The organism is Pseudomonas sp. 6D_7.1_Bac1, assembly GCF_025465945.1.
In the GTDB taxonomy this organism is placed as follows: Bacteria; Pseudomonadota; Gammaproteobacteria; order Pseudomonadales; family Pseudomonadaceae; genus Aquipseudomonas.
The window spans coordinates 298,053-309,818 of record NZ_JANLNW010000051.1; the positions used below are offsets into that span (position 1 = coordinate 298,053).

Genomic DNA, 11,766 nt, shown 5'->3' on the forward strand with positions numbered 1-11,766 from the left:
GTCGGTAAACCAGCGTGGCTATCCTGAATGACTGCTATCGGCTGTGGATTCAACCGGTCATTGCCATCAGCTCTCCGATGGGAGTGGTAACCCCCCCTAAGCTGACCATTGCGCCAGAGCACAAACGTAAAGCTGTTGGCTCCTTCACCCGCCTGCCGGGCAGTTCGCTTTCGTGAAGCTCAACACCTCGAGTTCCGATTCTGCGAAACCCCAGGCTTTAATAGTAAGTTTCCCGACAAGCGTGTCGTCGCAGATCAAAATATCACTCGGCTGGTTGCCGTCGTCGAAACTGCAGACCGCACCGATGTACGTAGGAGAAGTTGACACCGCAGCTTCCCGCTACTTGTGAGCCGCATCTTATAACGGCTGGCTGGCCATAGACTGAAGGGAGGAGACACCGAACGTCTCCAGGCAGTGAAGCCAACCGGTTGAATCCACAGTCGAAAGCAACCCTTCATGACCGGCTACTCTCTGCCAAAAGCCGACCTGATCCAACGTGACATGAAAATCCGGAGAAACGTTGTGTTGGTAACCATTGACTTCCAAAAAAAGCATTGATTATCTAAGTTAGCCTGATAAGACTCGGCAAGCAGAAACTCAAAACCAGGATCGTTTAAGCGAGGAGATGCGACCCAATGAAAACATTCAGAGTTCGCATGCTAGAAAATACTGATACTGAAGCGCTGCTGGCATTCGAAACCCATAACCGTGAATGGTTCGAATCTCACATTGATGCGCGCGACCCTTCCTTCTACTCATTGCAGGGGGTTGCCGCTCATATTGAGAGCTATTTGTCCGGTTTTGCCATCGGGACCTGGCACCCATTTGTTATCGAAGATGCCAGTGAGGGAATAGTGGGTCGAGCAAATTTGAAAAACATCAACTCACCGACGGGTTCCGCAGAAGTAGGCTATCGGATTGATCAACGCTTTTGCGGGCAGGGACTGGCAACACTGGCACTGAAGCATCTCATCCAAGAGGCACAGATGCACTGGAATCTTACGCAACTGCTTGCCCATGTATACAAGGATAATATTGGCTCAAGAAAAGTACTTAATCGGTGCGGATTCTTAGTTGAACATAAATCCTGGATAGACAAAACGAAGGACGAATGTCAATTCATCCTTTCGATCTAGAAAAATGTTTCGATCGAGCAAGCCAACTGGTCGACAAAACCCGCTTACAGGGCGGGTATCAAGGTCGGCGAGGTGGTCAACTTCTCTATCAGCGAGGCGACGTCCTTCGCACCAAAACACCGGAATTTAACGCTGCCAGCGTCGGTATCCAGACGGACGATTTTCGTGATAAACCCACCTTCAACGCTGACCTTCCGGACCAATGCCAGTGGGAGTTCAATATCCAGGGTTCCATCCTGAACGAGGCGGTTCAGGGCATTGGCGCTCAAGCGGACCACATGTTGGGTAACCACAAGCCCCCCACCAACCCACAGCCCTCCGTATGCTTTCTTGAAGACCTCCAGAACGTCGGCCAACGCATCCACATCGCCACTCTCGGCTACGGTGTATAAATCGCTCACGGTGCTGTAATCCACCTCGGCATCGGTCACCAGAAAATTGACCAGCTTCCACTTCAAAACCTTTTCGACCATCCCGGCATCTCCATAATTTGTGTAGCAGTCCAAACATTCAGACACCTGTTTTGCCCGGGCTCAAGCCAGCAGCTCGGTGATCCACCGGGCCTGCCGGGCGATGTCCTGCACCTTCTCCTCGGGCACGGCCTGCTGCGCCCTGGCGAAGTGGGTCAGGGTCTGTTGCTTGTGGCGCAGCATGCGCTGCCACTTGACCAGGAACGCCGGGCTGCGTGCCTGCATCTGCAGCGGGCCGAAGTACAGCTCCTCGGCGGTGTACATCACCGGCCCGGCGCGCTCGGCGACGATGATTTCGTAGTCGAAGCGGTTTTCCCGCAGCACTTCCTCGCAGAGGATGCGGTAGCCATTTTCCATCAGCCATTGGCGCAGTGGCTGCTCGCCGCCGTTGGGCTGCAGGATCAGGCGCTCCTGACCGCTCAGGCGCGCCTTGCCGCTGTCGAGGATGTCGCGGATCGTCTCGCCGCCCATGCCGCAGATGCTGATCGCCGTGATCCCGTCTCCCGGCTCGATCGCCGCCAGGCCATTGGCCAGGCGCACGGTGATCCGCTGGTCCAGGCCGCTCTCGCGCACGGTGCGTTCGGCCGAGCGGAACGGCGTCAATGCCACCTCGCCGGCCACCGCCGCCGCGATGGCGCCACGGCGCATCAACGCCACCGGCAGGTAGCCGTGATCCGAGCCGATATCGGCCAGGTGCGCACCTGCCGGCACATGCGCCGCCACGCGCTCCAGGCGTATGGATAATGTCTGTTCGTTCACTAAAGCCCCTTTCGAATGACTGGTTTTGGCTGTGGATTCAACCGGTCGATGCAACACAAAAACACCGCATGAAGCCAGAGGCTTGCGCCTGCCATCACAAAGGAAGCGGTCTGTCCTGGACGACCCGTTTCATGACAAGGGTTGAGGTCAGCCGTTGCACGTTGGGTAACGTTGAAAGGCTCTCATCGTAAAGCCTCTGGAAGGCCGGCAGATCCTGGGTGATCACGTGCAGCAGGTAGTCCGGCTCTCCAAACAAACGCTGGGCATCGACTACCTGAGGTATTTCGATGAGCGCCGTCTCGAAAGCTTCGACAGCTTGCCTGTCCCCTTCTCGAAGCGTGGCAAACACCATGGCAGAAAAGTTCAAGCCGAGTGCTCCGGGATCCAGCTGTGCACGATAGCCCAGCAACACACCAGACTCCTCCAATGCCCGCACTCGCCGATGGCAGGGGGAAAGGCTCAGGCCCACGCGCTCAGCAAGTTCGGTGACCGAAAGACGACCATCCTTTTGCAGCTCAGAAAGAATCTTTCGATCAATTCTGTCCATAAAGAAGAATCTCCCAATCTGATGCATCATGATGATTATCTTTGAAAGTAAATTCTAACAAGATTTCATTATTCTTCCTTCAATCATTAATTGCCGCCCTCCGCTCAAAACCGATGCAGGGGCGGCCTTTGATTCAAGGAGCGGGTAGCACCATGACCTTCAGTGTTGTCGTTGCATTCTGGGCAGTGTCGATTCTGTTCATCATCACGCCCGGAGCAGATTGGGCCTACGCGATATCTGCGGGCTTGAAGCATCGAGTCGTCATACCCGCCGTGGGCGGACTGTTATCCGGCCATTTGATTGCCACAATGATTGTTGCCGGTGGTGTTGGCACGCTGGTCGCCAACCACCCTGTGGCCTTGTCGGTGCTTACAGTTGCCGGGGCGGGTTATCTGCTGTGGTTGGGCGCCAACATGCTTGCCCGCCCTTGCGCACCCCACGCGGATGAGATTCAGACATCAGGCTCATGGAAGCGCTGGGCGCTCAAGGGGCTTTGCGTGAGCGGGCTGAATCCGAAAGTGTTCCTGCTGTTCCTGGCACTCTTGCCTCAATTTGCCGACACCACCGCTCCCTGGCCCGTGCCGATGCAGATGATTGCGCTCGGACTCGTCCACACCTTCAGTTGTGGCGTGATCTATCTCTTGGTCGGATTTGGCTCACAAGTCGTTCTTCGGGCACGCCCTGCCGCTGCTCACTTAGTCAGCCGTTTCTCCGGAGTGGCCATGATCATCATCGCGCTAGTGCTGCTCATTGAGCAGATGCGTGGTTAATCCAAACTTTCAGCGAGACGTCCCGATAAGCGACCAACCTTCACCCTATGACAGTGCCCCTCACGCTCGACAGGCGACACGCATTCGGATCCCCCATCTCAAACAGATGCTTCCCGAGGGGGATCCAACCAACAGGGCTGCAGGATCCATGAGTTGATTGTTTGGACTTGGTGGCGGATGTTTGCGCGCCATCAGTGCCCTCTGTCATAGGTTGCGGCACAACGCCGCAGGCATTATTGACGCGTTGTACTCGCGACCATTGTTTGCCACCCTTGGCGCCGACGAAGGACGAACGTCGTGGACGAACGTCGCGGACGAACGTCGCAGTATCGGGCACCTGGATTGAAGTGCTCCCAAGGCAATACCCGTATTTCGATTTTGCCATTTCGGCCTAATAATAATTAGCGACGTTCCTTTCGTGTCCATGTCCCGGGTTCCCCACTCATTGCGTCAGCTTGCCATGTGCCTGGCCATGCTTGCAGCGTTGCTGCCGAGCGTGATGCTGTGGCTGCCGGCTGCACATGGGCAGCCGATGGAGATGGGCGAACATTGCAACATGGCTGGACACGTCCATGCCCCAGCTAGCGGCAACCCTGCCGCGCCGGACCAGTATCACGAATGCCATTGCCTGCTGTGCGTCGTGCATGCGGTAGACATCGGTTTGCCGCCCAGCATCGTTCAGTGGCAGCTATCCGGTCGGACAGACGTAGTCCTTGCGCAAACAAACTATGAACCCTACGTCAGCGCAGTCTGGCTGATCTCAGAGCCGCGCGGCCCACCTGCTTTTTCCTGATTTCTTTTGCGATGACAAACCCTCCCCTGCCTTCTTGGGAGGTTTGCCCCTATGCGTTGCAACTTAATCAAGGAATGCCATCTCCATGGTCATGCCATCACGCCGCCTTACCCGGCGTAGCGTTTTGCCGTTCGCGGCGTTGTCTCTCACCGCATTATTCCCACACCTTGCCTTGGCTTGTGCCAGTTGCGGCTGCACCCTGAGCTCCGATTGGGACAACCTCGGTATCAGCAATTCGGCTGGACTGAAGCTGGATCTGCGCTACGACTACCTGAATCAGAACCAGTTGCGCAGCGGTACCAATACCATTTCCCCAAGCGCCGCGAGCCAAGTCTCCAACAACGGCAATCCGCAGGAAGTGGAGAAGTACACGCGCAATGATTATCTGACACTGGGCCTGGATTACAGCTTCAATTCGAGTTGGGGCGTGGATCTGCAAGTGCCTTATATCTTTCGAAGCCACAGCACGCTGGGCACCGCATCGGACGGCACCACGCCGGGTGATGGCGGCGGTCAATACGACTCCAAGACCTCCAGCCTGGGGGACGTCAAGGTTATCGGCCGCTACCAGGGGTTTACGCCGCAACATAATTTGGGCGTGATGTTTGGCTTGAAACTGCCCACCGGCGCCCATGACGACACCGCTGTGTCGAGCGATCCCACCTCCCCTGACCCGGTGGTCATTGATCGCGGTCTGCAACCTGGCACCGGGACCACCGATGGCATCCTGGGTGTCTACTACATGGATACGCTCAACAAGAACTGGGACTACTTCAGCCAGGCGATGGTGCAGAAAGCGCTGAATTCCAGCGATCACTATCGCCCTGGCGATGGCGTCAATCTGAATGTGGGCCTGCGTTACATGGGCAACGCCTACGTCATGCCGCAAATTCAGCTGAACGTGCGACACGTCGAGCACGATGACGGCGCCAATGCCGACACCATCAGTACCGGCGGAACGCTGGCCTACCTCAGCCCAGGTGTGACAGTGCCGGTCAGCAAAAAGACCTCGCTGTACAGCTTCGTGCAATTGCCGGTGTACCAGAACGTCAATGGTGTGCAGCTTGCTCCGCGCTATACCGCAACCATAGGGGCTCGCTACGCGTTCTAGTTCACTGACTGATGATATCGGGCGTCGGTGACACTCACCGACGCCTTGTCGCGGTATTTTGATGATCGGAAACCGAGGGAAAGCTGATGTCAGCAAAAAGACTACTGCCATTGTTTGCGTTCTGTTGCAGCCTGGTTTGTCTGCCCGCCTGGGCGATTGATGTAGGCGAGCATGCTCCGAACCTGACGGCACAAACGCTGAATGGCGAAGCATTTGATTTACAGAAACAGGCTGGCCAAGTGGTGATCGTGAATTTCTGGGCCTCGTGGTGCGAGCCGTGTCGTGAAGAAATGCCCGCCATGGAAACCTATTACCAGCAACACAAAGGCGAAGGACTGAAGATTATTGCGATCAGCATGGATGAACCGGAAGACGACGCCATGGTGCACAAGGTCATGACCCACTACAGCTATCCCGCAGCGTTCCAGCGTGATGCCGACTTCAAGGGGTTTGGCCGAATCTGGCGCATGCCAATGACTTACGTCATCGACCGGCAAGGTGTGGTGCGCAAGGATGGCAGCGTGGGCGAGCCGAAAATCGATCTGCCTTTACTGGATAAACTCGTGACACCGTTACTGACAGCGCATTAAGTCTGCGCTCAGGAGGTCAGAAACACAGGCCCATGTAGTAGCGGCCCGAGGGCGCCGGCCCGATAGCGCCGGAGCCCCTTGTCAGCCATCAGGATGACCGTATAGAGGTGTTGTTCACCATAGTTGGTAAAGCCGTTCCCGCTAGCTTTTGACTGAAAAGGGGGAACATTTATATTCCAGGACCTGAATGGATACACCAAGCGGACTTCAAGGTGTCGGGGATAGACTCCTCACATCCAGGCTCCCCAGGCTCGACGCCAGTTGAATGCGTGCATTCTGCCATCCGGCCAGCGCGCTGATCTGTTGTTGCTGTGCGTTCGCCAATGCCGTCTGGGTCGTGATGACCTCAAGGATACCGGTCACGCCCTTCGCATAGCGCGCCTGCGCGGCATCGAACGCCTGATAAGGAAAAAGCAGGAAAAAGGGGACAGACCACGCTTTTTCGAGCTCTCTACAACTGGAACAGTCCAGTTCGGTTGAGCTAGTTAAACGTGGCCTGCCCCCTATTCACTGTTTCTCCTTAGTTAAAAATGGAGAACACTTGACATGCCTGTGCTACATACTCAAAAAGCGTAACCGACCCCAATCTTTAAAGTCGTGTCATTGGTCTGACTGTCTGGCATCCATGACAGACCTCCGTTTGACGTTCTGTGCGTAGCACTGTCGCCATATTTAAAGGACGTGTAATCGACACCCACATTTCCATGAAAGTTTTTCGTGAATGCATAATCAGTAGACAAGCCGGCTTTATAGAGATTGGAATCTCCGAGCGAACCAGAAAAGCCACGAGGGCCACTCAAATCAACGTCTGCTGCGAACGTGCGTCCAACCAAGGCATTGGCGCCAAACACCAAACGGGAAATTGGCGAGTATTGGACAAGCGCGCCGGCGCCATACCAGCTGTGGGTATAGGTAGTGCTTGTAACGCCGTAGCTGCTCTGCCGTTCATGATGGCCAAGTTCACCGTAAGGGGTGATCATGAACGCCCCGTCAACGGCAAAACCTTTTCCCCACCGCAGACTGTAGTCAGAAATGGTTTCGCCAGGCTGTCCAACCGCAGAACCGAAACTTCCGCCTGGCCGGAGTACGCCCTTAGATCTGATATGGCCGTCGTTCTTGCTGTACTGGAATTGAAGATAGTCGTTATCCAGCAACACGTCATTCATCATGGAAAAAGATAATGCAAAACCGGGGACATTGCCGGTTTCCGTATAAAACTTTCCGGCACGGGAGCCTAATCTCCCATCGTTGGTTTCCTTATAGTCGACTTTCGTGGAAATGGCCTGGACTTCAAGCTGATTATTCGAGGCTTTTATATCGTCTGTTCCGGCGAATGCCGTTGTGCACAAAGCTGCAGCGACTGCAAAAACTGCCATCTCATTAATTTTCAATCTATTTCCCTTAATTTAAAAATTACAACAATCAACCGGTCGCCAGCTGCGATGAAGACCGCGCTTGGCTAGAATTTTCATATGTTTTTCAGACTACTCGTCACCGCTCCCTCAACGCCTCACTCTGATACCTCAACAATGGCGTCAACAAATACTCAATAATCCGTCGCTGCTCGGTCTTGATCTCTACCGAACTCGACATGCCCGATTCCAACTGAATACTCTTGCCATCGGCCACAATCACATGCGTACCGAGTGGTATCAACGCTTCGAACACCGAGATAGTAATCAACCCGAAGACCAATACATCCAGGGTCGACATTGACTTGTGCACCAGCACTTTATCAATCACGACCTGCATGAATAAGGGCGAGACCAGGCCAAATAATTGCAGGAAAAACGAACCGGCCAACACTTCCAGAAATTGCTTGCGGTATTTGACAATCGACGGAATGAACCACGACATATCAAATTTGCCGCCGCCTTGAGCCAGGATGGCGCGCGAGGTAATCAGGATTAAACGACCGGACCAGATCTGTTCGAACTCGGCCAAGGTGATTTGAAAGGTGCGCTGTTGCACTTCATCGTGCAGCAAGACGTTGTCGTTCGCACACTTTGCCACGACCAGAAAGCGCCCATCCCGAAGTTCGGCGATAGCGGGGAGCGGCGTCTGGGCAATGCGGCTGATCTGGCTCGTGGTCGAACGGGCCTTGAGCGCGACCTGCCGTGCCAGACGCACCAGTGTCAATGCATCGATAGGCCGCGACAGCCCTGACATGTGTTTGAGGCGTTCGGCGCTGACGGCGACACCCGAGAGCTGGGCAATGACAACGAGTGATGCAATGCCGCTGTCTTCACTTCCACTGTGTTTTAACGTTTCGGGCGAAACGCTGGTCCTTGAATTACGGTCAGGCATGTCAACTCAACGGCATTAACGAAAGATGAAAGCACGTCGGGCCTCTATCAAGCGCGCCGAACCAACCATGAGCAGACAACTACATTCAAAAAGCGCTGCCGCTAAAATCGCGACTTATCAGCCATTCAAAACTTGATATTTAGCCAAGATAGATATCAAAGAGCCATTAAAGGCTAGCACCTATCACCTCCACCCAAAAGCGTTGTTTTCCGGCCCGAAAAGCTTACTTTCAGCCAGTACGGCCAATAATGTCAGTACCCGCATTTGTATCGAAAATGAAATAACACAGTGACAAGGCGCACCTGTGGCGGCCCTGCAGGCTCAACAAATAAAAACAATCGGTGCTCATTGAGCTCGGTTTCAATCGCGCCATTGGGTAACAGCAACTGTACAATTGCCGTATCAGCATCTATCCAACGCACCAATAAAAGCATTTCTCAGGCCGGAAAAACGTCAGTCTCTCTCCGTTCCAAACCCGCTAACTTAAACTCCGTTCAGCGTTTGTTCAGCATAATCAACAAGACTATCCGCAGATGATGTGAATGGACAATGGGCAGTGCTTGAGCGAACGCGCAGTGTAAAAAGCAGCTATCGGCCACTGCACTGCCGCTCGGGAGGATCCGCTTTGCGGGGTGCCAAAGACTGCTTTAATGATTCAACTTCAGCCCTTGCCGTTCAGTGCCGACAGGGCAATCCGGATGATTCAAAAGGAGCGCACAGATGGACCGTCTCACTGCGAAAGATTTTGCCCCTGAACTGCTGGAGCTCTACGACTACTACGCCCATGGCAAGATCAACAGGCGAGAGTTTCTGGATCGTGCGGCGTTGTTCACGTTAGGCGGTTTGACGGCCAGCGCACTCCTCGCTGCCCTGAGTCCGAATTATGCGCTCGCCGAGCAAGTGGAGTTTACCGACCCGGACATCATCGCCGAGTACATCACCTATCCCTCACCCAAGGGACACGGGCAAGTCCGTGGCTATCGGGTGCGTCCGGCGAAAGCTACCGGCAAGGTGCCGGCGGTGGTGGTCGTGCATGAAAATCGTGGGCTCAACCCTTACATCGAGGATGTCGCACGGCGGCTGGCCAAGGCGGGATTCATCGCCCTGGCTCCCGATGGCCTGACGTCGGTCGGAGGCTATCCCGGCAACGATGAAAAAGGTCAGGAGCTACAGCAGACCGTCGATCCTGAAAAACTCATGAATGACTTTTTCACCGCCATTGAGTGGCTGATGAAGCATGACTCGACCACTGGAAAAGTCGGCATTATCGGGTTCTGTTATGGCGGTGGCGTCGCCAATGCGGCGGCCGTGGCCTATCCAGAGTTGGGTGCTGCAGTGTCGTTTTATGGCCGTCAGCCAAAGGCTGAAGAGGTCAGCCGGATTCAGGCGCCTCTGCAGCTCCACTACGCCGAACTGGATACGCGCATCAATGAAGGGTGGCCCGCCTATGAGCAGGCATTGAAAGCTGCTGGCAAGACTTATGAAGCCTACATCTACCCTGGGGTTAACCATGGTTTCCATAACGACTCCACGCCTCGATACGATGAAGCCGCTGCCAGGCTTGCATGGAGCAGGACGCTGGATTGGTTCCGGCGGTACCTGGCTTAGTGTTGAAAACGCCACACAAAACGAGAACATGCGCACGGAGCGGCACCGAGCAGAAACATCTCTACCGCTCGGTCGATGACCTCATTCATGAGACGGCTCTCGGCTGCAGCCATTTCCCGAACAAGCGGGTCACCCGCGGCATGAACACATAGACCACCAGCAGCACGATGCTTGCCGTGATCAGCACATTGCCTTGCACGTAGCCACCCAGCCAGGGCATCCAGCCAAACAGCGGCTTGAACAGCATCGGCACCAGAAAGCTCAGGGGCAGGATGACCAGGAAGGTCACGCAGGCCTGCTTCCAGCGTGGTGGGGGCGACGCAGCCGCATCGATCGGGGTAAACCAGAACTCACGGTCGGCATTGACCTCGGTCTGGTCGCCATCGGCGAGCAATGGCTGCGCCTCTTCCACCAGCGTGCGGCGATCCTCGGAGTCGAGCCAGTACTGCAATTGTTCGGTCGTGGCGAAGCGCAGCACACTGGTGAACTGGGCCAGCCCCTGGCTTTGTCCGCGCACAACATCAATGCCCAGATGCCCAGGGTAGGTACGCGCCTTGGCGATGGTGCGACGCAACCAGTTTTCATACGCCTCGTCCCCGCCCTTCTTGACGCGGTGGCGCACCAGCAGCGTGACCACGCCTTCCGACAGTTCGATGTTCATGACTGACTCTCCCGACCGTGTGGGTTTCTATAGTGGTTTGAACAATGGATGGCGACGCGCCAAACGTACGCCCAAGGCGAGTCGGCCTGCACCGCCGATCAACAGCGCGCCAAATACAATCACCAGCAACCAGGCAAACTGCCCTTCGCCCAGGCTCCACTCCGGGTGCACCAGCACCAGTGAGACCAGCAGCAGGAAAAGGATCGGCAAACTGGCCAGTCGGGTGAACAGCCCAAGCGCAATCAGCACTGGGCAAAGCACTTCGGCGAATATCGCCAGCATCAACGTCAGCTGCGCCCCGAGCCCGAAGGGGTCTTCGATCAGGCCCAGTTCATGCTGAAAGTTCAGCAGTTTGGGCAGGCCATGGACGCAGAGCAGCAAAGCTGCGCCGGTGATCCGCAGCCAGAGCAAGGCCCAATCGGCCGGTGTGTTACTGGAATACGTGGGAACGGAGTTCATGGTCTGACTCTCTGGAAAATCCGTGGTGTGGATGCCCCTGTCACGATAGCCCCTGGCAATGACGGCGCAGCGAACTGCGCCGTTGTGCAGCGGTATTTTCTCGCGACTCACTTGACCTGACGTTGCGGCGCCTTGTGCACCATGGTGTAGGCGTAATCCACGCCCATGCCGTAGGCGCCGCTGTGTTCCAGCACCAGACCCATGACGGCGTCGTAAGTCGCTTTGTGCGCCCAGTCACGCTGGTATTCGAGCAACACTTGCTGCCAGGTCACCGGCACCGCACCGGCCTGGATCATCCGCTGCACCGACATGTCGTGCGCTTCTTTGCTCGTGCCGCCCGATGCGTCGGTGACGATGTACACCTCGTAGCCCTCGGCCAGCGCTTCCAGTGCCGGGAAGTTCAAGCACACTTCAGTCCACAGTGCCGCCATGATCAGTTTCTTGCGGCCGGTGGCCTTCACCGCTTCCACCAGTTTTTTATCTTCCCAGGAGTTCATCGAGGTGCGCTCGATCGGCTGGTGATCCGGAAACACGCTGAGCAGTTCCGGCCAGATG

15 protein-coding genes are annotated in these 11,766 nt (G+C 55.7%); 6 read left to right on the top strand and 9 right to left on the bottom strand.

Translation table 11 applies throughout. From position 1 onward, the window contains the following. The first annotated feature begins 635 nt into the window (after positions 1–635). Entirely contained in the window at positions 636–1,136 is a 501-nt protein-coding gene (locus tag NTD87_RS12940) for a GNAT family N-acetyltransferase (RefSeq protein ID WP_262114331.1), read from the top strand. A 44-nt stretch (positions 1,137–1,180) separates the two neighbouring features. On the opposite strand, the gene NTD87_RS12945 is transcribed toward NTD87_RS12940, so the two are convergent. The 3 genes from NTD87_RS12945 to NTD87_RS12955 all read right to left on the bottom strand — a co-directional run bounded on the left by NTD87_RS12945 (position 1,181) and on the right by NTD87_RS12955 (position 2,912). Continuing rightward, positions 1,181–1,609, bottom strand: a complete 429-nt coding sequence (locus NTD87_RS12945) for a hypothetical protein (protein WP_262114332.1) — start codon at positions 1,607–1,609, stop codon at positions 1,181–1,183. A 60-nt stretch (positions 1,610–1,669) separates the two neighbouring features. After that, a complete protein-coding gene (locus NTD87_RS12950; RefSeq protein ID WP_262114334.1) occupies positions 1,670–2,365 on the bottom strand; it encodes a tRNA (adenine(22)-N(1))-methyltransferase in 696 nt (231 codons plus the stop codon). A gap of 94 nt (positions 2,366–2,459) precedes the next feature. Continuing rightward, the gene (locus tag NTD87_RS12955) at positions 2,460–2,912 is read right to left on the bottom strand and encodes an Lrp/AsnC family transcriptional regulator (protein WP_262114355.1); all 453 of its coding nucleotides are present in this window, start codon (positions 2,910–2,912) and stop codon (positions 2,460–2,462) included. A 152-nt stretch (positions 2,913–3,064) separates the two neighbouring features. On the opposite strand from NTD87_RS12955, the gene NTD87_RS12960 reads away from it, so the two are divergent. The 4 genes from NTD87_RS12960 to NTD87_RS12975 all read left to right on the top strand — a co-directional run bounded on the left by NTD87_RS12960 (position 3,065) and on the right by NTD87_RS12975 (position 6,176). Next, positions 3,065–3,682, top strand: coding sequence for a LysE family translocator (locus tag NTD87_RS12960; RefSeq protein WP_262114335.1), 618 nt, complete (start codon positions 3,065–3,067; stop codon positions 3,680–3,682). Positions 3,683–4,142: 460 nt separating this feature from the next. Next, positions 4,143–4,475, top strand: coding sequence for a DUF2946 family protein (locus tag NTD87_RS12965; protein ID WP_262114356.1), 333 nt, complete (start codon positions 4,143–4,145; stop codon positions 4,473–4,475). An 85-nt stretch (positions 4,476–4,560) separates the two neighbouring features. Continuing rightward, positions 4,561–5,586, top strand: coding sequence for a TonB-dependent receptor (locus NTD87_RS12970; protein ID WP_262114336.1), 1,026 nt, complete (start codon positions 4,561–4,563; stop codon positions 5,584–5,586). A gap of 86 nt (positions 5,587–5,672) precedes the next feature. Next, a complete protein-coding gene (locus tag NTD87_RS12975; RefSeq protein WP_262114337.1) occupies positions 5,673–6,176 on the top strand; it encodes a TlpA disulfide reductase family protein in 504 nt (167 codons plus the stop codon). Positions 6,177–6,383: 207 nt separating this feature from the next. Here NTD87_RS12975 and NTD87_RS28080 read toward each other — a convergent pair whose 3' ends face one another. The 3 genes from NTD87_RS28080 to NTD87_RS27870 form a co-directional block, all read right to left on the bottom strand. After that, entirely contained in the window at positions 6,384–6,683 is a 300-nt protein-coding gene (locus NTD87_RS28080) for a TolC family protein (protein WP_410017490.1), read from the bottom strand. Positions 6,684–6,739: 56 nt separating this feature from the next. Next, positions 6,740–7,567: a hypothetical protein gene (locus NTD87_RS12980; RefSeq protein ID WP_262114338.1), complete on the bottom strand. Its 828-nt coding sequence runs from the start codon at positions 7,565–7,567 to the stop codon at positions 6,740–6,742. A gap of 100 nt (positions 7,568–7,667) precedes the next feature. Continuing rightward, complete coding sequence (locus NTD87_RS27870) at positions 7,668–8,483, bottom strand: cysteine peptidase family C39 domain-containing protein (RefSeq protein WP_315975307.1); 816 nt, start codon at positions 8,481–8,483, stop codon at positions 7,668–7,670. Positions 8,484–9,203: 720 nt separating this feature from the next. Here NTD87_RS27870 and yghX point away from each other — a divergent pair. Further along, entirely contained in the window at positions 9,204–10,091 is an 888-nt protein-coding gene (gene yghX, locus NTD87_RS12990) for a YghX family hydrolase (protein ID WP_262114339.1), read from the top strand. Between the two features lie 85 nt (positions 10,092–10,176). On the opposite strand, the gene NTD87_RS12995 is transcribed toward yghX, so the two are convergent. The 3 genes from NTD87_RS12995 to NTD87_RS13005 all read right to left on the bottom strand — a co-directional run. Continuing rightward, entirely contained in the window at positions 10,177–10,752 is a 576-nt protein-coding gene (locus NTD87_RS12995; RefSeq protein WP_262114340.1) for an antibiotic biosynthesis monooxygenase, read from the bottom strand. Between the two features lie 27 nt (positions 10,753–10,779). Beyond that, positions 10,780–11,211 carry a DoxX family protein gene (locus tag NTD87_RS13000; protein ID WP_262114341.1) on the bottom strand — a complete coding sequence of 144 codons (432 nt, stop codon included), beginning with the start codon at positions 11,209–11,211 and terminating at the stop codon, positions 10,780–10,782. 107 nt (positions 11,212–11,318) lie between these two features. Further along, positions 11,319–11,766: isochorismatase family protein (locus tag NTD87_RS13005; protein ID WP_262114342.1), on the bottom strand; the 448-nt coding region annotated here is incomplete at its 5' end.